18 protein-coding genes are annotated in these 19,778 nt (G+C 68.4%); 10 read left to right on the top strand and 8 right to left on the bottom strand.

The genetic code is table 11. The features are described from left to right. Positions 1-62: 62 nt before the first annotated feature. From Q0379_RS20275 to Q0379_RS20260, 4 genes are all read right to left on the bottom strand, one after another. Positions 63-1,121 (bottom strand): CoA ester lyase, encoded by a 1,059-nt coding sequence (locus Q0379_RS20275; RefSeq protein WP_299015979.1) that lies wholly within the window; start codon positions 1,119-1,121, stop codon positions 63-65. Positions 1,122-1,206: 85 nt separating this feature from the next. Continuing rightward, the gene (locus Q0379_RS20270) at positions 1,207-2,226 is read right to left on the bottom strand and encodes a mechanosensitive ion channel domain-containing protein (RefSeq protein WP_299015975.1); all 1,020 of its coding nucleotides are present in this window, start codon (positions 2,224-2,226) and stop codon (positions 1,207-1,209) included. A 45-nt stretch (positions 2,227-2,271) separates the two neighbouring features. Next, the gene (locus tag Q0379_RS20265) at positions 2,272-2,646 is read right to left on the bottom strand and encodes a hypothetical protein (protein ID WP_299015972.1); all 375 of its coding nucleotides are present in this window, start codon (positions 2,644-2,646) and stop codon (positions 2,272-2,274) included. A gap of 169 nt (positions 2,647-2,815) precedes the next feature. Beyond that, positions 2,816-3,814: an aldo/keto reductase gene (locus tag Q0379_RS20260; protein WP_299015969.1), complete on the bottom strand. Its 999-nt coding sequence runs from the start codon at positions 3,812-3,814 to the stop codon at positions 2,816-2,818. 196 nt (positions 3,815-4,010) lie between these two features. Between Q0379_RS20260 and Q0379_RS20255 the strand changes: the two genes are divergently transcribed. Further along, a complete protein-coding gene (locus Q0379_RS20255) occupies positions 4,011-4,493 on the top strand; it encodes a VOC family protein (RefSeq protein ID WP_299015966.1) in 483 nt (160 codons plus the stop codon). A gap of 134 nt (positions 4,494-4,627) precedes the next feature. On the opposite strand, the gene Q0379_RS20250 is transcribed toward Q0379_RS20255, so the two are convergent. Continuing rightward, positions 4,628-4,849 (bottom strand): alkylphosphonate utilization protein, encoded by a 222-nt coding sequence (locus Q0379_RS20250; protein ID WP_066681534.1) that lies wholly within the window; start codon positions 4,847-4,849, stop codon positions 4,628-4,630. A 155-nt stretch (positions 4,850-5,004) separates the two neighbouring features. On the opposite strand from Q0379_RS20250, the gene Q0379_RS20245 reads away from it, so the two are divergent. Next, positions 5,005-5,277: a hypothetical protein gene (locus Q0379_RS20245; RefSeq protein ID WP_299015962.1), complete on the top strand. Its 273-nt coding sequence runs from the start codon at positions 5,005-5,007 to the stop codon at positions 5,275-5,277. Next, positions 5,264-5,482 (top strand): hypothetical protein, encoded by a 219-nt coding sequence (locus Q0379_RS20240; RefSeq protein WP_299015961.1) that lies wholly within the window; start codon positions 5,264-5,266, stop codon positions 5,480-5,482. The genes Q0379_RS20245 and Q0379_RS20240 overlap by 14 nt, the downstream gene beginning before the upstream one ends. Positions 5,483-5,486: 4 nt before the next feature. On the opposite strand, the gene Q0379_RS20235 is transcribed toward Q0379_RS20240, so the two are convergent. Next, positions 5,487-6,407 carry a tyrosine recombinase gene (locus Q0379_RS20235; RefSeq protein ID WP_299015958.1) on the bottom strand — a complete coding sequence of 307 codons (921 nt, stop codon included), beginning with the start codon at positions 6,405-6,407 and terminating at the stop codon, positions 5,487-5,489. Next, complete coding sequence (locus tag Q0379_RS20230) at positions 6,404-7,828, bottom strand: hypothetical protein (protein ID WP_299015955.1); 1,425 nt, start codon at positions 7,826-7,828, stop codon at positions 6,404-6,406. Before Q0379_RS20230 ends, Q0379_RS20235 begins: the two co-directional genes overlap by 4 nt. A 110-nt stretch (positions 7,829-7,938) precedes the next feature. On the opposite strand from Q0379_RS20230, the gene Q0379_RS20225 reads away from it, so the two are divergent. The 7 genes from Q0379_RS20225 (at position 7,939) to Q0379_RS20195 (ending at position 16,669) form a co-directional block, all read left to right on the top strand. Then, on the top strand, positions 7,939-8,514 hold the full coding sequence (locus Q0379_RS20225; RefSeq protein ID WP_299015952.1) for a shikimate kinase: 576 nt from the start codon (positions 7,939-7,941) through the stop codon (positions 8,512-8,514). Beyond that, positions 8,511-9,623 carry a 3-dehydroquinate synthase gene (gene aroB / locus Q0379_RS20220; protein ID WP_299015950.1) on the top strand — a complete coding sequence of 371 codons (1,113 nt, stop codon included), beginning with the start codon at positions 8,511-8,513 and terminating at the stop codon, positions 9,621-9,623. The genes Q0379_RS20225 and aroB overlap by 4 nt, the downstream gene beginning before the upstream one ends. 417 nt (positions 9,624-10,040) lie before the next feature. Continuing rightward, positions 10,041-11,669 (top strand): ABC-F family ATP-binding cassette domain-containing protein, encoded by a 1,629-nt coding sequence (locus tag Q0379_RS20215; RefSeq protein ID WP_299015948.1) that lies wholly within the window; start codon positions 10,041-10,043, stop codon positions 11,667-11,669. 348 nt (positions 11,670-12,017) lie between these two features. Further along, a complete protein-coding gene (locus Q0379_RS20210; RefSeq protein WP_299015945.1) occupies positions 12,018-13,235 on the top strand; it encodes an RtcB family protein in 1,218 nt (405 codons plus the stop codon). Between the two features lie 90 nt (positions 13,236-13,325). Next, entirely contained in the window at positions 13,326-14,612 is a 1,287-nt protein-coding gene (locus tag Q0379_RS20205; protein ID WP_299015943.1) for an HlyC/CorC family transporter, read from the top strand. 86 nt (positions 14,613-14,698) lie between these two features. After that, positions 14,699-16,297: an HWE histidine kinase domain-containing protein gene (locus tag Q0379_RS20200; protein WP_299015942.1), complete on the top strand. Its 1,599-nt coding sequence runs from the start codon at positions 14,699-14,701 to the stop codon at positions 16,295-16,297. A gap of 3 nt (positions 16,298-16,300) precedes the next feature. Beyond that, entirely contained in the window at positions 16,301-16,669 is a 369-nt protein-coding gene (locus tag Q0379_RS20195) for a response regulator (protein WP_099536578.1), read from the top strand. 164 nt (positions 16,670-16,833) lie between these two features. Here Q0379_RS20195 and Q0379_RS20190 read toward each other — a convergent pair. Continuing rightward, the coding region (locus tag Q0379_RS20190) for a TonB-dependent receptor (RefSeq protein ID WP_299015938.1) at positions 16,834-19,778 on the bottom strand (2,945 nt) is incomplete at its 5' end.

Raw genomic sequence — 19,778 nt, 5'->3', positions numbered from 1 at the left:
GCTCGCCCCCTCAGTCGCTCCGCGACAGCTCCCCCGCATCGCGGGGGAGCATCTTCTCAGCCCTAAAACCCGTACAGCGCCTTATACTCCGCGTCCTTCGCCGCGATCTGCCGCGCGCAGTCGACCATCACCTTGGCCTGCTTCCAGGTCGCGTCGTCCTGCATCTTGCCGTCGATCATCGCCACGCCGGTGCCGTCGGGCATGGCCTCGAGGATCTTCTTGGCGAAGGCGACCTCGGCCGGGTCGGGGCTGAAGACCTTCTTGGCGATCTCGATCTGGCTGGGGTGCAGGCTCCAGGCGCCGGCGCAGCCCATCAGGAAGGCGTTGCGGAACTGCTGCTCGCAGGCGACCGGGTCGTCGATGGCGCCGAACGGGCCGTAGAACGGCTTGATCCCGTGGGCGGCGCAGGCGTCGACCATCTTGGCGAAGGTGTAGTGCCAGAGGTCCTGCTGCACCGAGACGCGGGCCGAGCCATCGGCGTGCGGGTCCTCGATCACCCGGTAACCGGGGTGACCACCGCCCACGCGGGTCGTCTTCATCGCCCGGCTGGCGGCGAGGTCGGCGGGGCCCAGGCTGATCCCCTGCATACGCGGACTGGCGGCGGCGATCGCCTCGACGTTCATCACGCCCTCGGCGGTCTCCAGGATGGCGTGCAGCAGGATCGGCCGGGTGACGCCGTGCTTGGCCTCCAGCGAGGCCAAGAGCTGGTCCATGTAGAAGATGTCCCACGGCCCTTCGACCTTGGGGACCATGATCACGTCGATCTTGTCGCCGGCCTTCTCGACGATGGTGGCGACCTCATCCAGGTGCCAGGGCGAGTTCAGGCAGTTGATCCGCGTCCAGAAGCCGACGCCCAGGGCCTTGAAGTCGATCTCGCGCGACATGGCGACCAGACCCGCCAGCGCCGCGCCCTTGGCGTCGGCGGGGATGGCGTCCTCGAGGTTGGCGAGGATCACGTCGACGGTCGGCGCGATCTCGGGAAGCTTGGCGCGCACCTTCTCCAGGTGCGGCGGCACGAAGTGGATCATCCGCTCCACGCGGGCGGGCAGCTCGCGATAGGGCGTCGGCGCGCCGATCGCCAAGGGTTTGAAAAAGCCGCGCGGCGTCTTCATGCCGGTCACTCCCCGTGTTGTCGCGCCGCCCTCCTGGGCGGTCATTTCGCAATTGCGAAGACCATGCGGCGACGCAGCAGGCGCGTCAAGATGATCAGCGTTCAGGTCGGGATGACGGTGGCGGCGCCTCTTCCGGATCCTCGCGTTCGAGGTCGGCGGCGGCGTCGTTGCTGGAGCCGCTCCTGACCGCCTTGGCCTTGCGGCGGCGGGCGGCGGGTTCGAGCCGCAGGCTGGTCAGGGCGTCCTCGCCCTCCTCGCCGAACAGGCCGCGCAGACGCACATCCCGTTGCGGATAGGGGATCTCGATCCCCGCCCCGCGCAGGGCGTCGTCGATCAGCCAGGTATAGGCGGCGTGGATCGCGGCGGGACGGCGGACAGCCTCGACGGTCGGCCAGACGATCAGCTCGAACTTCAGGGCGCTGTCGCCATAGCCCACCAGCCAGACCTGGGCCCGGCGCGTGGCGTCGTCGGGCGAGGTAAACGGCGCGCTCTTGGCGGCCTTGAGCACCGCCTCGCGCACCTTCTCCTTGTCGACGCCGAAGGCGGTGACGAACGGCACCCGGATGCGGCGGTTGGTGCCGCGCAGGGTCCAGTTGATCACCTGGTCGTTCACCAGCACCGAGTTCGGCACGATGATGTCGGTGCTGTCGTTGGTGCGGATGCGGGTGGCGCGCGGGCCGATCTCGTGCACCACGCCGCGCCCGCCATTGGGCAGCTCAACGAAGTCGCCGACCGCCACCAGCCGCTCGAACACCAGGGAAACGCCCGAGGCGAAGTCCTTGATCACGCCCTGCAGGCCAAGGCCGACCCCAACGCCCAGGGCGCCGGCGAACACGGTCAGCGAGGTCAGGTCCAGGCCCATGGTCGACAGGCCGACGACCACGCCGATCACGATCAGGCCATAGGTCGCCACCTTCTCGACGGCGTAAAGCGAGGCCGCGTCGCCCGCCGCCCGCTCGCGCAGCCGACGAAAGCCCGCCGAGGTAAGCCGCGCGGCCACGAGGGCGGCGCCGACGATCAGCACGCCCGCCGCCAGGCCGCCGACCGTCACCGACGCCTTGCCCAGCTTGATCAGTTCGAACGAGTCGAGCGTGCGGAGCGGGTTGTCGGCCATGGCGAGGAGTGTGGGCTTAGGTTGCGACAGCGATCAAGCGCCACGTCAGCCGGGCGTGAACAGGCCCTGCACGCCGACGATCATGGCGATCACGCCGAAAACGGCCAGCAGAAGACCCGGGCCTCGCGCGGCGCTGTCGGGCAGGGCCCGACCGACCCGCAGACGCTCCCACAGAAGCAGCACGCCGACCACGATCCCGACGACCTCGAAGTGGAAGACATGCGGCCCGCTGGTCAGATGGACGATCAGGAAATAGCCGCCGCAGACCAGGGCGGCGATCCCGACGATCCAGCGGAACCGCGCCAGCCGCGCCGCGAACCGTTCGAAATCGTCGCCGATGCGCGGGGCCAGCACCAGCAAGCCAATGGCCAGCAGGAAACCGCCGAGGATGTTGCAGAGGTCGAGGATGAGCGAGAGCATAGGCCATCAATGCCCAAGCTCGGTCCCCGTTCCTTCTCCCCTTGCGGGAGAAGGTGTCAGCGAAGCTGACGGATGAGGGGTTGAAGGGCCTATCAGGACAGCGGAGCGCGACCCCTCACCCGACCCGCTGCGCGGGCCGCCCTCTCCCACAAGGGGAGAGGGCGTTCACCTACCGCCCAACCATCGCCAGGCCGGCGGCCGTATAGCGTTCGCCCTCGACCGCCGTTTCCGGCACGGCGGCGGCGATGCGAGCGAGGTCTTCGGCCGAGAGCGCCAGATCGACCGCGCCGAGGTTCTCTTCGAGCCGAGCGATCTTGGTGGTGCCCGGGATCGGGGCGATGTGCTCGCCCTGGTGCAGGATCCAGGCGAGCGCCAGCTGGGCTGGCGTCGCGCCCTTCTCGGCGGCGATCTGGGTCAGCGCCTCGACCAGCGACAGGTTCTTGGAGAGGGCCTCGCCCTGGAAGCGCGGCAGGTTGCGGCGGAAGTCGTTGTCGGCGAGGTCGCTCTTTAGCGCGCCGGTCAGGAAGCCGCGGCCCAGCGGGCTGTAGGGCACCAAGCCGATCCCCAGCTCGCGAAGGGTCGGGAGGATCTCGGCCTCCAGTTCGCGGAACCACAGCGAATATTCGCTCTGCAGGGCGGCGACCGGCTGGACGGCGTGGGCCTTGCGGATGGTCGCCGCGCCGGCTTCGGACAGGCCGAAGTGCTTGACCTTGCCCTCGGCGATCAGGTCCTTGACCGTCCCGGCCACGTCCTCGATCGGCACGTTGGGATCGACGCGGTGCTGGTAGAAGAGGTCGATCACCTCGACGCCCAGGCGCTTCAGCGAGGCCTCGGCCACGGCGCGGATGTGCTCGGGACGGCTGTCGGTCCCGCGCATGCGCGAGAAGCCCTCGCCGGTTCCTTCCGGCGCGATGTCGAAGCCGAACTTGGTGGCGATCACGACCTTGTCGCGGAAGGGCTTCAGACCTTCGCCGACCAGCACCTCGTTGGTGTAGGGGCCGTAGACCTCGGCGGTGTCGAAGAAGGTCACGCCCAGCTCGACGGCGCGGGCCAGCAGCTTGTGAGCGTCGGCGGCCTCCAGCGCCGTGCCGTACACCTGGCCCATGCCCATGCAGCCGAGACCGATGGCCGACACCTCGAGGCCGTCGCCGAGTTTACGCGTCTTCATGGGATGCTCCTTCGTCTGGATGGACCGGGCCAACAGATAGGGCGACGCCGCCCTAGGCCCAGGGTTCCAGCCTCCGATCTGGAGGATCAGGCAATCTTCCCGTCGAGACAGTCAATCGGCCCGAGTCGCGATTTTACGCGCTCCTTGTCGGAACCCTCACGGCCTGCGCGTCCTAGGTCCGTAACGGAGGAAGCCCATGTCCAAGATCAGCCCATTCCTGTGGTTCGACAAGGAGGCCGAGGAGGCCGCGCGGTTCTACGTCTCACTTTTCCCGAACTCGCGGATCGTCAGCGTCAACGGCCTGCCCGTCGACCTGCCGCACACCGGCGCAAAGGCGGGCTCGGTGATCACGGTCAACTTCGAGCTGGACGGCCAAGCCTACATCGCCATGAACGGCGGGCCGGGCCACCCGTTCACCGACGCGATCTCACTGATGATCGATTGCGACGGCCAGGATGACGTCGACCGCTACTGGGACGCGCTCACCGCCGACGGCGGCCAGGGCGTCGCCTGCGGCTGGCTGAAGGACCGCTTCGGCCTCTCCTGGCAGGTCACCCCGCGCCAGCTGATGGAGATGACCACCGGCCCCGACCGCGAGGCGGCCGCCCGCGTGTTCCAGGCGATGATGGGCATGGTCAAGATCGACGTCGCCGCGCTCAAGGCTGCGTACGAGGGGTAGTGAGCAGATGCTCCCCCGCGATGCGGGGGAGCTGTCACGAAGTGACTGAGGGGGCGAGCGCGGCATCGGCCCAGCTGGCCCCCTCCGGCCCTCTGGGCCACCTCCCCCGCATCGCGGGGGAGGATCAATCGCTCCTACGCCTTCTTCACGAACTCCGTCCGCAGCACCAGGCCGCGGACCTTGTCGACATTGGCCTCGATCTCTTCGGGATCGCCCGTCAGGCGGATCTTGCGGACCACGGTGCCGCGCTTCAGGGTCACGCCGCCCGAGCCCTTGACCTTCAGGTCCTTGATCAGGGTGACGGTGTCGCCGTCGGCCAGGATATTGCCGTTGGAGTCGCGGGTTTCGTCCGACATGGCGGGCCTTTCAGGATGGGGCGGCCAGAGAGGCAAACCCGTAGATTTCGTGGGGGCTTTCCTAAGCGGTGGGCGGGCGGCGGGTCAATGGGCGAGACCTTGACGACGCTCGCGCCAGGGATGCAGACTTTGATCTATCAAGGCAAAGGTGCGCCATGCCGCTGAAATCCAGGCTGCTGAAGAGAACGACGGGCGATTGGATCAAATCCTTTCTTCTCAGCGCCTTTCTTGGCCTGCTCATCATACTGCTTGCCAAGATCGGAGCGCCAAACGCCGATCCTATAGAAGCCGCTGTGGGAGAGTTCTTCATCGGTCTGGGGCGCGCCTTGCCTGGACTGGTCTTGATCGAAATTCTGGTCACGCTGTTTCTCAAAGAATATGAGGCCCAAAAGCGAGCGCGGGCTGGGACAGGCGATGGCCAAGTCTAGAGGGCTGATCCTCTATCTTCTGGTCGCGTTGCCGACCGCCGCCGTCGGCCGGATCGGGCGCGGTTGGAGCGAGTCCGCGCTGGGACTGCCCGCTGATGTCTGGAAGGGCTTCCTGCAAGCCGGCGCGGTCGTCATTCCGCTGGCCGTTGTCGGCGGTGTTCTGTTGGCGCGCGGGATCGTGGCGCGCGCTAAGCCTGAGGCCTGACGCCCTACCCCTTCTTCCGTCCCAGCGGGTGCTTGGTCTGGACGACGTGCGCCAGGTGCTCGCCGGCGACGTGGGTGTAGATCTGCGTCGTGGCGATGTCGGCGTGGCCCAACAGGGTCTGGATCACCCGCAGGTCCGCGCCGCCTTCCAAGAGGTGCGTGGCGAAGGCGTGGCGCAGGACGTGAGGGCTAACCTTCTCCCGGTCGATCCCGGCGGCGATCGCCGCGTCGTCCAGCAGCTGCCCCACCCGCCGCGCCGTCAGCCGGCCTGAGCCGCCGCGCGAGGGGAACAGCCAGGGGCTGTCCTTCGCGCCCTTCGGCAGGAAAGCCGGACGCCCCGCGAGATAGACCTTCACCGCCGCGCGGGCCGCGTCGTTCAGCGGGGCCAGCCGTTCCTTGCCGCCCTTGCCCTTGACGATCAGGTAGGCCGGATCGCGGGCCAGGGCCGACAGCGGCAGGGCCAGCAGCTCGGAAATCCGCAGGCCCGAGGCGTAGATCAGCTCGATGATGCAGGACAGGCGCAGGCCCTGGGCGCTGTCCTTGGCGGTGGCGGCGGCCAGCAGGCGCTCGATCTCCTCGCGCTCCAGCACCTTCGGCAGCGGCCGGCCGGCCTTCGGCGCGGCGACGCGGCGGGAGGGATCGTCGGTCCGCCAGCCCTCGCCCAGGGCGAAGCGATAGAACTGCCGCACGGCCGAGCGGCGGCGGGCGGCGGTGGCGGGCGACATCCCCCGCGCGCCGAGGTCCTGGAAATAGGCCTCGATGGCCTCGGCGTCGGCGTCGTCGAGGTCGCGCCCGGAGCGACCCAGGAAGCCGCGGGCGTCCTCCAGGTCCTTGCCATAGGCGGTCAGGGTGTTGCGGGCGGCCGCGCGCTCGACGGCCATCATCTCCAGGAACGCGTCGACCCAGCCGGACGCGGTCGCGCTCATTTGGCGTAGGCGAGGCCGAGCAGGCCCTCGACCACCACCACCCGCGCGTCCACCGACAGGCCGGCGCGGTTCAGGGCGTGGGCGATGCGGGCGCGGTCGACGGGCGCGGGGCCATTCGCGCCAGCGTCCAGCGCCAGCGACAGGGCCAGCAACGCCGCCTCGCCCTTGCGCTTGGCCCCGGCGGCGTCCTCCAGCACCTGGACCCGCGCGGCCGAGGCCGCCGGTTTGCCAAGTTCGAAGGTCGCGAACTGGGTCCGCGTGTCGGCGTCCATCGTCCCGCCCAGGCTGGACAGCAGCACGGCCGCGGTTTGAGCGGGCTTGCCGGTCGCGCCGCGGCTGACGAGGTTGGCGAGCACCTGGTTGTCGACCTTGCCCGAGCCGGCCGCGATCAGAGCGTCGAGGATGGCGAGATCCGTGGCGGTCGCGCCGGGAATGACGTCCTGGGTCAGGCGGCCCCGAATGGCCTGGGCGCTCGCGACATCGCCCGCCGCCACGGCGGCGCGGGCCAACAGCACCGGATCCTGAAGCGGCCCGCCGGCCGTGGCCAGGGCCGCGATCGAGGGGGCCGCGGCGCGGGCGGCCTCGAGGAAGGCCGGCAAGGTCTTGGCCTGGCGCAGGAAGGCCAGGTCCGAGGCCTCGGCGGCGGTCAGGTCGTGACCGATATCGGCGGCCTGCGCCATCGGCGCCGCCGCCACGGGCTTAAGAGCCGGCGAGGCGGAGGCCAGAGCGGCTGCGGACTGGACGTCTTGGCTCAGCCGTCGCGACAGGGCGTAGTTGACCCCGTTCTTCAGATTGGCCGCGCCGGGCGGCGTCCCGGCCAGGGCCGCGCTCATCAGGCGGGCGTAGTCGGCGTCTTTCGTCTGCTGCTGCGCCAGCTGGAAGGTCAGTTGGGCGGCGTCGGTCTGGCCCGCCTTCAGTTGGCAGAAGGCCCGCAGCCGCAGCCAGTAGGCCGCGCCGCGATCGACGGTCAGGGCCTGTTCGACCTGGCAGGCCTTGTCGTCGTTTCCGCTGATCAGGGCCGCTTCGGCCTGGGCCATCGACATCGCCGAGCTGCCCGGGCCGCCGGTGGCGCGGTCGAGAATGGCGTCCGCGCCCTTGGCCTCGCCCAGGGCGATCAAGGCCAGGCCCCGCGCCGCGCCCATCTCGACGTCGTCGCCGACTCCGGCCGGGCCGTTCGATCCGGTCGACAGCGCCCGCCGCGCCAAGCTGGCGAAGGCGGGCGACAAAGGCTTGGGTCCCGCCAGCTTGGGTAGCACGTCGCGCATGATCCCCGGGGCGGTCTCCTTCCAGAGGTCGCCCGGCAGGCCCGTGTCGGCGACCGCGCCGGAGAAGTAGTCGGGCGCGGCCAGGGTCTTGACCTTGACCTCTTCCTGGGCGCGCGCGGCTCCCGAAAGCGACAGGACGAGCGAGCTGGACAGCATCAATAGGCGAGAGGAACGCGGGGGCGAGATCATGGAGCGGTTATGACGCATGACGGGGTTCTCGCAAACTTGGGCTTTGGCCCAGCCTCGTGTAAACCCGCGACCGCATCATGACCGAGTCCGCTGCTACATCCGACGACCTGGCGCCGCTGCGCCAGAAGACCATCGTCCTGGTCGGGCTGATGGGCGTGGGCAAGTCCAGCGTGGGACGCCGACTGGCCACGGCCCTGAACCTGCCCTTCCGCGACGCCGACAACGAGGTCGAGGCCGCCGCCGGTCGGTCGATCTCGGAGATCTTCGCCGAGCTGGGCGAGGCCGCCTTCCGCGACGGCGAGCGCCGGGTGATCGCCCGGCTGCTGGACGAGCCACCACACGTGCTGGCCACCGGCGGCGGCGCCTTCGTCAATGCCGAGACCCGCGCCCTGATCAACGAGAAGGCCATCTCGGTCTGGCTGAAGGCCGACATCGAGCTCCTGGCGCGCCGCGTCGGGCGCAAGGACACCCGCCCCCTGCTGAAGGGCAAGGATCCGGTGGCGGTGCTGACCGAGCTGGCCCGCGTCCGCAACCCCGCCTATGCCGAGGCGCAAGTCCACGTCCAGACCGGCGACACGCCGCACGGGGTGGCGGTCGACGCCATCCTGACCGCGCTGCGCCAGCGTCTGGCGCCAGGAGTTCCCACCGAATGATCCGCACCGTCCCCGTGGGCCTGGGCGAGCGCGCCTATGACGTCGTCATCGGTCCGGGCCTGATCGACCGGGCGGGCGAGCGGATCGCGCCGGTGCTGGGCAAGCGCAAGCGCGTCGCCATTGTCACGGACACGATCGTCGGCGAGCACCACGGCGAGCGCCTGGCCGCCTCGCTGGAAAAGGCCGGCGTCGCGGTCGATGTCATCGCCATCCCACCCGGCGAAGAGAGCAAGAGCTTCGAGGGCCTCGCCGACCTTTCCGACCGCCTGCTCGCTTTGAACCTGGAGCGCGGCGACCAGATCGTGGCGTTCGGCGGCGGCGTCGTCGGCGACCTCGCCGGCTTCGCGGCGGCGATCTACAAGCGCGGCATCGACTTCGTGCAGGTCCCGACCACCCTGCTGGCCCAGGTCGACAGCTCGGTCGGCGGCAAGACCGCGATCGACACCCCGCGCGGCAAGAACCTGATCGGCGCCTTCCACCAGCCGCGCCTGGTTCTGGCCGACCTCGACGTGCTGGCGACCCTGCCCGCCCGCGAACTGGCCTGCGGCTATGCCGAGATCATCAAGTACGGCCTGCTGGGCGACTTCGCCTTCTTCGAGTGGCTCGAGACCAACGTCGCCAAGGTGCTGGACCGCGACGTCGACGCCCTGGTCCGCGCCGTGGGCCGCTCGGTCGAGATGAAGGCCGAGATCGTCGCCGAGGACGAGAAGGAAGCCGGCCGCCGCGCCCTGCTGAACCTGGGCCACACCTTCGGCCACGCGATCGAGGCCGAGATGGGCTTTGGCGACGCGCTCAAGCACGGCGAGGCCGTCGGCGTCGGCATGGCGCAAGCGTTCCGCTTCTCGGCCGCCCAGGGCCTGTGCTCGGGCCAGGACGCCGCCCGCGCCGAAGCCGCGATCAAGGCCGCCGGCCTGCCGACGACCTTGGCCGACGTGCGCAAGGAGCCCTTCAACGCCGACGCCCTGGTCGCCCACTGCGGCCAGGACAAGAAGGCCGAAGGCGGCAAGCTGACCTTCGTGCTCGTGCGCGGCATCGGCGACGCGTTCGTGGCCAAGGACGTAGACCGCGAGGCGCTGCGGGCGTTCCTGCTGAGCGAGGGGGCGGTTTAGAAACCCTCTCTCTTAGAGAGAGGGAGGGGCCCAAGCGAAGCTTGGGAGGGTGAGTGGTTTCTGCGCCGGCTAGAAGAAGCTAACGGCGGCTTTCGACCCACCTGCCCCCTCCGCGCCTTCGGCGCTCCTCCCCCGGAGGGGGAAGAAGGGAGCGCACCTTCTGCCCCCTATGGGGGCGGACGACCATGCGAAGCATGGTCCGGTGGGGGCCTGCGGCCTGTCCGACTTCCCCCCATAGCTGACGCCACACGTCCGCCTCCCGCCCCAGCGCTCGCCCCCGATAGGCCCTACCCACTCACCCTCCCATCCCGGCCTTCGCCGGGACGGGCCCCTCCCTCTCTCCATGAGAGAGGGATTTCGAATGCCGGCCAGCTCTAACACTGGCGTTCCGCGCCCAGCCGGGGTAGCAGCCCGCCCATGATCCGCCTCGACAACATCTCCAAGCAGAACGGCCACCAGATTCTGTTCATCGAAGCCTCGATGGGCATCCAGAAGGGTGAGAAGGTCGGACTGGTCGGCCCGAACGGCGCCGGCAAGACGACTCTGTTCCGCATGATCACGGGGCAGGAGCAGCCCGACGACGGGATCGTCTCGATCGATCCGGGCACGCGGATCGGCTATTTCAGCCAGGACGTCGGCGAGATGTCGGGCCAGAGCGCCGTGGCCGCCGTGATGGACGGCGTCGGCCCGGTCAGCGCCCTGGCCGCGGAGATGGCGACGCTGGAAGCGGCCATGGTCGATCCGGACCAGGCCGACCAGCTGGACGCGGTCATGGAGCGCTATGGCGAGGTGCTGGAGCGCTTCCAGGAGCTGGACGGCTATGCGCTGGAGGCCCGCGCCCGCGAGGTGCTGGCGGGCCTGAGCTTCAGCCAGGAGCGGATGGACGGCGACGTCGGCCTGCTGTCGGGCGGCTGGAAGATGCGCGTGGCCCTGGCCCGCATCCTCTTGATGCGTCCCGACGCCATGCTGCTGGACGAGCCCAGCAACCACCTGGACCTGGAAAGCCTGATCTGGCTGGAAGCCTTCCTGAAGAACTACGACGGCGCGCTGCTGATGACCTCGCACGACCGCGCCTTCATGAACCGCATCATCGGTAAGGTGATCGAAATCGACGCCGGCCAGCTGATCACCTACTCGGGCGACCTTGATTTCTACGACCAGCAGCGGGCGCTCAGCGAGGCCCAGCGCCAGGCGCAGTACGAGCGCCAGCAGGCGATGCTGGCCAAAGAGATCAAGTTCATCGAGAAGTTCAAGGCCCGCGCCTCGCACGCCGCCCAGGTGCAGAGCCGGGTCAAGAAGCTGGACAAGATCGAGCGCGTCGAGGCCCCGCGTCGCCGCCAGACGGTGCAGTTCGAATTCCAGAGCCCCCCGCGCTCGGGCGAGGACGTGATCAGCCTGAAGGGCGTCCACAAGGGCTATGGCGAGCGGCCGATCTACCAGGACCTCGACTTCCTGGTTCGCCGCAAGGAGCGCTGGGCCGTGCTGGGCGCCAACGGCGCGGGCAAGTCGACCCTGCTGAAGCTGGTGGCCGGCGCCACCGAGCCCGACCAGGGCAAGGTCGCCATCGGGGCCAGCGTGAAGATGGGCTACTTCGCCCAGCACTCCATGGACCTGCTGGACGGCGAGGAGACGATCTTCGAGTCGCTGGAGCGCTCGTTCCCGCAGGCGGGCCAAGGCGCCCTGCGCACCCTGGCCGGCTGCTTCGGCTTCTCGGGCGACGACGTCGAAAAGCCCTGCCGGGTGCTGTCGGGGGGCGAGAAGGCCCGCCTGGTCATGGCCAAGATGCTGTTCGACCCGCCCAATCTCCTCGTGCTCGACGAGCCGACCAACCACCTCGACATGGCGACCAAGGAGATGCTGGTGGCCTCGCTGGCGGACTTCGAGGGCACCATGCTGTTCGTCTCGCACGACCGCCACTTCCTGGCGGCCCTGTCGAACCGCGTGCTGGAGCTGACGCCCGAGGGCGTGCACCAGTACGGCGGCGGCTACACCGAATACGTCGCCCGCACGGGCCAGGAAGCGCCGGGGCTGCATCCGGGGGGCTAGGAGCGGATATCCGCGGCGCCGGACAAGAATCTGTGCCGCGAAAGACACATCGGCCACAACTTTCGCGCTCCGTCTGGCGCGAAGTCGCGTAACGGCGTATTGGCTCGCCCCCCGAAGGAAGAGGACCATGGCGCACAAAGCCCTAGCCTACCTGCCCACGTTCAACATGCTCGACCGCCAGGTCGAGGGTGCGAACGCGTGCGCGTCGGAGGGGATCACGGTCTAGGGTTCGTCTGAACTCGGGATAGCTGAAGGAACCCCTCCTGGCCTGGCCGGAGGGGTTCTTCGTTTGTGCGGGAAAGCCTTCGACCAAGACGCCAGGAGGGGCGGATTGGAAAGGAGAAGCCGATGAGCGGCTTCACACACATCGAAAGCGATGGGGCGCCGATCAAGGCGTGGACCCAAGGCGTGCCGATCGAGGAGTCGGCGCTGAAGCAGCTGCGGAACGTCGCCAGCCTGCCGTTCATCCACAAGCACGTAGCGGTGATGCCGGACGTGCATTGGGGGATGGGCGCGACCGTGGGCTCGGTGATCCCGACCTACAAGGCGATCATCCCGGCGGCCGTGGGCGTCGACATCGGCTGCGGCATGATGGCGGTCCGCACCTCGATCCGGGCTGAGCACCTGCCGGACAATCTGTTCGGCGTCCGCTCGGACATCGAGGCCGCGGTGCCGCATGGCCGGACCGACAACGGCGGGCGCAACGACAAGGGCGCCTGGCAGTCAGAGCCGCCGGCCATCGCTGCCGAGAAGTGGGCGACCCTGAAGGATGGATACGACGACATCGTCGCTCGTAACCCGAAGGCGGCTCACCCGCGCGGCTACGGCCACCTGGGCACGCTGGGCACCGGCAACCACTTCGTCGAGCTGTGCATCGACGAAGCTGGCGACGTCTGGGTCATGCTGCACTCAGGTTCGCGGGGCGTCGGCAACAAGTTCGGGACCTACTTCATCGAACGGGCCAAGCACGAGATGCGGCGCTGGTTCATCAACCTGCCGGACGAGGACCTGGCCTACTTCGCCGAAGGCAGCGACGGCTTCGTCGACTACGTGCGGGCGGTGGCCTGGGCGCAGAAGTACGCCCTGGCCAACCGTGAAGTGATGATGGACCAGGTGCTGAACGTGCTGAAGAGGACGTTCCCGGACCTGACCGTGACCGAGCATGCGGTGAACTGTCACCACAACTACGTGTCGCGGGAGAAGCACTTCGGCAAGGACGTCTACCTGACCCGGAAGGGCGCGGTGTCGGCCAAGGACGGAGAGCTGGGCATCATCCCGGGCTCGATGGGCGCCAAGTCGTTCATCGTGCGCGGCCGGGGCAACCCGGACTCGTTCTGCACGTGCTCGCACGGCGCCGGACGGGCGATGAGCCGTAACGAGGCCAAGCGCCGTTTCACCATCGCCGACCACGAGGCGGCCACCGCCGGCGTCGAATGCCGGAAGGACGCCGACGTGATCGACGAAACGCCGATGGCCTACAAGGACATCGACGCGGTCATGGCCGCCCAGAACGACCTGGTCGATATCGTCCACACGCTGCGCCAAGTCGTTTGCGTGAAGGGCTAGCGGACGCCGTCCGGTCGCAAGACCGGGCGGCGTTTCGCGTTGAGCTCAACGCCTCTCCCCCGCGCCGCCCCCTTGCCCTAAAACACTCCCATGCTCACCGCCCTGCTCGGCCTCGCGCCCATCGTCATCGCCCTGTTGACCCTCTCGGCGCTGTTCTCGGCGGCGGAGACCTCGATGACGGGCGCCAGTCGGGCGCGGATGCACCAGCTGGAGCGCGAGGGCGACGCGCCCGCGCGGCGGGTCAACAAGCTGCTCTCGGACCAGGAGACGATGATCGGCGCGGTGCTGCTGGGCAACAACCTGATCAACATCCTGGCCTCGGCCCTGGCGACCCAGGTGCTGACCACCCTGATACCCGGCCCCTGGGGCGTGGCGGTCGCCACCGCCGCCATGACCGTGCTGGTGCTGGTCTTCGCCGAGGTGCTGCCCAAGACCGTCGCCATCATCCGCTCGGACGACGTGGCGCGCGCGCTGTCGGGGCCGACCCTGCTGATCGTGCGGCTGTTTGGCCCGGTGATCTATGTCATCCAGTGGATCGTCCGCCGCGCCCTGCGGATCTTCGGCGTGAAGCTGGACATGGCCGTCGACGTCCTGGCCGCCCACGAGGAGATCCGCGGCGCGGTCGATTACCATCACTCGGAAGGCCTGGTGGAGACCGACGACCGGCGGATGCTGGGCGGGGTGCTGGACCTCTCGGACATGGACGTCTCGGAGATCATGGTCCACCGCAAGTCGATGGTCCTGCTGGACGCCGCCCTGCCCGCCCGCGAGCTGGTCGAGGAGGTGCTGGAGGCCCAGCACACCCGAATCCCGCTTTACCGCGACGAGCCCGACAACATCGTGGGGGTGCTGCACGCCCGCGATCTCCTGAAGGCCCTGGCCGAGTGCCCGACCGGCGTCGACGGCCTCGACATCGCCGCCATCCTGCGCGAGCCGTGGTTCATCCCGGACACCACCAACCTCAAGGACCAGCTCAACGCCTTCCTCAAGCGCAAGAGCCACTTCGCCCTCGTTGTCGACGAGTACGGCGCGCTGCAGGGCTTGGTGACCCTGGAGGACATCCTCGAGGAGATCGTCGGCGAGATCGACGACGAGCACGACACCACCCTGGACGGGGTGCGCAAGCAGCAGGACGGCTCGGTCAATGTCGACGGCCACGTCCCCGTGCGCGACCTGAACCGGGCCATGGACTGGCGACTGCCCGAGGGCGAGGCGGTGACGATCGCCGGCCTGGTGATCCACGAGGCTCAAATGATCCCCGAGCCGGGCCAGACCTTCATATTCCACGGCCATCGCTTCCAGGTTCTGCGTCGCCAACGCAACCAGATCACCGCCTTACGCATTAGCCCGCCCTTGAATGAGAACGACGGTCTGTGACCATCATTTGAGGGCGGCGGAACCGAATCCCCACCCACGCGTTTTGCGCCATTGCTGGTCAGGGGCGGCCAGACTGGAGGGGCATATTGGTCACGGCGGCTAAGACCGACATTCGCGGCGGGTCCGAAGCGGATTTGCGCGCGCAGTTGGCCGAAGCGCGCGCCGCGCTGGCCGATGAAGTCCGTAAGTCCGAGACCCTGGCGCGCGTCACCCAGTCGGTGGCCTCCAGCAGCGACGTCGGCTCTTGCGTCCAGGCGGTGATCGACGGCGCGCGCGAGATCATCGGCGCGGCCTATGGGGCGTTCTTCTACAATGTCGTGGGCGCGGACGGAGAATCCTACACCCTCTATCGCCTGTCCGGCGCGCCGCCCGAAGCGTTCGCGAGCTTCCCGATGCCGCGCAAGACCGAGGTCTTCGCGCCCACCTTCGACGGCGCGGGCGTGGTGCGGTCGGACGACATCACCCAGGACCCGCGCTATGGCCGCAACGCGCCCCGGCGCGGCATGCCGCCCGGCCATCTGCCGGTGCGCAGCTACCTGGCGATTCCGGTGACCACGCCCCAAGGCGCGGTGTTGGGCGGCCTCTTCTTCGGCGATCCCGAGCCCGGGCGCTTCACGGCCCGCGACGAGGCTCTGCTGGTCGGCCTCGGCGCCCAGGTGGCGGTCACCATCGAGTCTATCAGGATCAACGCCGCCGCCCTGGATGAGCTGGACCAGCGGCGTCGCGCCGAGGAGCGGTTGAAGTTCGCGCTGGACTCCGGACGCATGGGTTCCTGGGACCTGGACGTGGCCACCCGGGCCTATGAAGCGTCGGACCTGTGCAAGGCCAACTACGGCCGCCGCCCCGACCAGTCCTTCACCTTCGCGGACCTGATCGCCACGATCCATCCCGAAGACCGTCCCCGCATCATGGCCGCGATCGAGAGCGCGATCCGCGACGGCGCGGACTATGACGTCGAATACCGCGTGATCCTGCCCGCCGACGGCGAGCTGCGCTGGCTGCACGCCCGGGGCCGCGCGGCACAGACCGCCGACGACGGCGGCGTGCGGCGCCTGGCCGGGGTCTCGCTGGACATCACCGAGCGCAAGCGCGCCGAGGAACGCCAGAAGCTGCTGGTCAACGAGCTGAACCACCGGGTCAAGAACAGCCTGGCCACGGTGCAGTCGATCGCGGCCCAGACCTTGCGCTCCAACGCCTCTCCCGAATTCTTCCGCGAGGCGTTCGAAGCCCGCCTGATCGCCCTGTCCCACACCCATGACCTCTTGACCCGCGAAAGCTGGGAAGGCGCCAGCCTGCGCGAGGTGTTCGATGGCGAGCTGCACGCCATGGCCGGGGAGGATCGCGTCACCTTCGACTACGCGTCGGACCTGCGCCTCAATCCCAAGGCGGCGGTGGCGCTGGGCATGGGGATCCACGAGCTGGCGACCAACGCCGTCAAGTACGGCGCCTGGTCGGTTCCGGACGGCCGCGTGATCGTCTCCTGGCGTCTCGAGCCCAATCTCCTGCGCCTGACCTGGGCCGAGCGGGGCGGCCCGACGGTCAAGACCCCCACCCGCCGCGGCTTTGGCGCGCGGCTTCTTGAACGCGGCCTTGCGGCAGAGCTATCCGGGGGGGTCGAGCTGACCTATGATGCCTCTGGACTCGTCTGCCACATGGCGCTGCCCCTGCGCGCGCTGGAGCCCTGATCTATGAAGACACTGTCGTCCCTGAAGGTGCTGGTCGTCGAAGACGAAGCGCTCGTTTCCATGCTGGTCGAGGACATGCTGACCGACCTTGGCTGCACGGTCGTCGGCCCCGCCGCCGAGATCGAGGAGGCCTTGAAGCTGGCCGGCTCGGCGGACATCGACGCGGCCCTGCTGGACGTGAACCTGGGCGGCCGCCCGATCTTCCCGGTCGCCGACGCCCTGCGCGCCCGGGGCGTGCCCTTCGCCTTCGCCAGCGGCTATGGCGAGGCCGGCATCAGCGAAGACCACAAGGGCTCGGCCGTGCTGCAGAAGCCCTTTCGCGAGGCCGACCTGCGTCGGGTGCTGGAAGGCCTGGTCGCGCAGACGGCCTGAACAAAACCATTCGCGCAAAGAAAAGGGGCGGCCTGCCGAGGGCCGCCCCTTTTTGTCTTCGCATCTCAGAATGAGAAAGGCCCGCCTCCCATGGAAGGCGGGCCTCTTTTCTCGGCCTGACGACCGGGAGCGACCGCGAAGATCGCTCCCGGCTTGATCAGCTTCTAGAAGCGCACATTGACGCCCAGGTGGAACCGACGACCGAAGAGGTCGAAGTTGTCCGCGAAGCCGGTCTGCACATTCGGCTCGGCGTCGAACACGTTGTTGATGCCGCCGCGCAGATAGGCCTTCTCGCTCACGTCGTAACGGAACGAGATGTCCTGCTGCAGGAAGCTGCCGGTGTCGAAGTAGTCCTTCTCACGCGAGTCCTTGTTCTCGCCGACCAGGCGGTAGTTGAACAGCTCCTGGGCGGTCTGGTAGTCCGCGCGCCAGGTCAGCGCGAGCGGGCCCTTGCTCCAGGTCGCGGTCGTGCGGAAGCGGACGCGCGGGTTGTTCGTGGTGGTGTCCAGATCGGTGGCCAGGCCCTTGACCGTCGGGTTGGTGAAGTCCTGACGACGGATCAGGTAGTTGCCCGTCACGCCCAGGTCCAGACGACCCCAGTCCTTGCCGCCGAACAGGTCGCCCGGCTCGAAGTTGTACTTGATCGAGAAGTCCATGCCGCGCGACAGCAGGGCCGCGAAGTTGAACGGACCTTGGGTGAAGCCGTCGATCTCGTAGGCGTCGGGCCCGGCCGAGGCCGGACGACGCGGAACGGCGGCGCAGGCGGCCGTGTTCAGGACATCCTCGTCCACGCAGAGGTTGGCGAGGGTCTGGGCCGACAGGGTCGAGATCGCGTCGGTGATCTTGATGTCGTAGTAGTCCAGCACGATCGACAGACGCGGCGTCCAGCGCGGCGTGATGATCGCCGAGATGGTGTGGCTGGTCGACTTTTCGGCCTTCAGGTTCGGGTTGCTGCCGTCCTTACCGTTGTTCGAGAAGCTCGGGTTCGGGTCGACATAGGTGGTCGGAATGCCGAGCAGCGCGCAGTTCTTGATCCGGTTGGCGCGGATGCGCGGGTCGGTGGTGCCGGCGATGATCGGCGCCGAGCACGGGTCGGTCAGGCTGGGGAAGGTGTCGAACGGCGGGTCATACAGCTCGCCCAGAGTCGGCGCGCGCACCGACTTGCCATAGGTGAAGCGGAACGCGACGTCGCGAACCGGACGCCACTGACCGTTCACGCCCCAGGTCTTGGTCGTGCCGATGGTCGAGTAGTCCGAGTAGCGATAGTTGCCGCTGACTTCCAGATTCTCAGCCAGGAACATGTCCTTCAGCAGCGGCACGCGAAGTTCGCCGAAGCCTTCCTTGACGCTGAAGCCGATCTTGGCCAGGTCGCCGCCCGAGTTGCCGAAAAGCACTCGCGTGCCGAAATCGGTCAGGTCCGCGCTGGTCTGCTCCTTGCGGTACTCGCCGCCGACGGCGACGCCGATCGGGCCGGCGCCCCAGAAGTCCCACAGGTTGCCCGAGGCGAAGCCGCGCACGTCGTGCTGCTCGTTCATCTCCTTGGTGACCAGGCTCGTCAGGATGTAATCCTTCGAGTCCGCGAAACCGCCGGTGCCGAACACGCGCGAAGGCTTACAGCCGGCGATGGTCGGATCGTTGGCCGCGTAGGCGACGCCGTCCAGGTTCTTGATCTGCACGCCACGCTTGGCCAGCAGCTGCACGCGGCAGACGACGGCGCCGGCCTTGCCGAGCTCGCCGGCCGTGTCCACCACGGCGTCGATCGAGTAGGCGTAGCGCTCGACGTCGATCGTTTCCGGCTCGGTGTTGGTGGCCTTCATCTTGCCGTAGGTGTAGCCCAGCTCCCAGGACACATCCTTCACGAAGCTCAGCTTGTCGAAGTCGCCGCGGAAGCCGCCGACGAAGCGGGTGGTGTTGCGCTCGGCGATCGACGGGCGATAGCCCAGATCGTAGCTGAACACGCGCAGCAGGGCGCGACGGTCATTGACCGTGCCCGTGACCGCGCTGCCCGCCGTCGCGGTCGGCGCGCCGTAGACGGTGCGCTGGTTGTTGAGGATCGCGTTGCGGACCTCGCCCGGAAGGTAGGCGTTGTCCAGGCCGATCGTGAACGAGGTCAGCGCGCCGTAGTCGTTGGAGTACTCGGTCGGGCCGAACGCGCGGATGTTCACGTTGGCGAAGTGCGGCTGGAAGATATCGACGTTGGTTTCATCGACATATTTCAGTTCGCTGAAGAACTTGACGTTTTCCTTGACGTCGAAGTTCAGGCCCACCTGGAAGCGCTCGGCCTTCTGCTTAGGCAGACGGTTGGTCTCCACCGCGCTCAGGGCGTCGCCGCTGCCGCCGATCGTGGTGACGCGGTTGACCGCGCCCGCCGTCTGGCCGGCGCCGAAGTCGGCCAGATAAGGCGTGCCGTCGGCGCGGAACTGATAGGTCTTGCCCGGATTGGTGGCGAAGCAGTTGGACGAGAAGGTGGCCGAGTTCGCCTGGGTGGTGGCGCAGGCGCCGTACGGGATGTCCGGATCGGTCGTAATGCTGCCGGGCGTACCGTTGGCCAGCACCAGAACGCCGCCGAGAGGACGGTTCAGAGTGCGCAGGTTGAAGCGCCGATCCACGTCGAAGACGCCGTCGTTGACCGCGCTGGTCGGGTCGACGTCCAGGGTCACCAGGCGGCTGTTCTTGCGAACCCACGAGATCGCCAGGTCCTTGTCGAACACCACGTCGGAGCGCTGGGTCTCGGCGTAACCGTAGATGTTCAGGCGGCCGTCCATGAAGTTCTTGCCGGCGGTCAGCGAGAGCTTCTTGTTGTAGGCCGAGGTGTTCTGCGCCAGCTGACCGATGGCGGCGTCCATTTCGACGCCTTCGTAGTCATCGCGCATGATGAAGTTGACAACGCCCGACACGGCGTCGGCGCCGTACAGGGCCGAACCCGCGCCGGTGGTGACTTCCACGCGGCGAACCAGGGAGCTCGGGATGGTGTCGACGTCGACCGAGGCGCCGCCCGGGTCGCCGGCGACGTGGCGACGGCCGTCGACCAGGACCAGGGTCCGGGCCGCGCCGAGGTTGCGCAGGTTCAGGAAAGCCAGACCGCCGATGCCGACGAAGCCGCCGGTGG

Source organism: uncultured Caulobacter sp. (genome assembly GCF_937900395.1).
GTDB lineage: Bacteria > Pseudomonadota > Alphaproteobacteria > Caulobacterales > Caulobacteraceae > Caulobacter.
Note: the sequence above shows the minus strand (reverse complement) of the source record. Positions and strands in the feature narration are given on the sequence as shown.

Coding starts and splice junctions, on each gene's coding strand:
- Q0379_RS20270 (WP_299015975.1), bottom strand. CDS start 2,226: ATGGCCGACAACCCGCTCCGCACGCTCGACTCGTTCGAACTGATCAAG.
- Q0379_RS20265 (WP_299015972.1), bottom strand. CDS start 2,646: ATGCTCTCGCTCATCCTCGACCTCTGCAACATCCTCGGCGGTTTCCTG.
- Q0379_RS20260 (WP_299015969.1), bottom strand. CDS start 3,814: ATGAAGACGCGTAAACTCGGCGACGGCCTCGAGGTGTCGGCCATCGGT.
- Q0379_RS20255 (WP_299015966.1), top strand. CDS start 4,011: ATGTCCAAGATCAGCCCATTCCTGTGGTTCGACAAGGAGGCCGAGGAG.
- Q0379_RS20250 (WP_066681534.1), bottom strand. CDS start 4,849: ATGTCGGACGAAACCCGCGACTCCAACGGCAATATCCTGGCCGACGGC.
- Q0379_RS20245 (WP_299015962.1), top strand. CDS start 5,005: ATGCCGCTGAAATCCAGGCTGCTGAAGAGAACGACGGGCGATTGGATC.
- Q0379_RS20240 (WP_299015961.1), top strand. CDS start 5,264: ATGGCCAAGTCTAGAGGGCTGATCCTCTATCTTCTGGTCGCGTTGCCG.
- Q0379_RS20235 (WP_299015958.1), bottom strand. CDS start 6,407: ATGAGCGCGACCGCGTCCGGCTGGGTCGACGCGTTCCTGGAGATGATG.
- Q0379_RS20230 (WP_299015955.1), bottom strand. CDS start 7,828: ATGCTGTCCAGCTCGCTCGTCCTGTCGCTTTCGGGAGCCGCGCGCGCC.
- Q0379_RS20225 (WP_299015952.1), top strand. CDS start 7,939: ATGACCGAGTCCGCTGCTACATCCGACGACCTGGCGCCGCTGCGCCAG.
- aroB (WP_299015950.1), top strand. CDS start 8,511: ATGATCCGCACCGTCCCCGTGGGCCTGGGCGAGCGCGCCTATGACGTC.
- Q0379_RS20215 (WP_299015948.1), top strand. CDS start 10,041: ATGATCCGCCTCGACAACATCTCCAAGCAGAACGGCCACCAGATTCTG.
- Q0379_RS20210 (WP_299015945.1), top strand. CDS start 12,018: ATGAGCGGCTTCACACACATCGAAAGCGATGGGGCGCCGATCAAGGCG.
- Q0379_RS20205 (WP_299015943.1), top strand. CDS start 13,326: ATGCTCACCGCCCTGCTCGGCCTCGCGCCCATCGTCATCGCCCTGTTG.
- Q0379_RS20195 (WP_099536578.1), top strand. CDS start 16,301: ATGAAGACACTGTCGTCCCTGAAGGTGCTGGTCGTCGAAGACGAAGCG.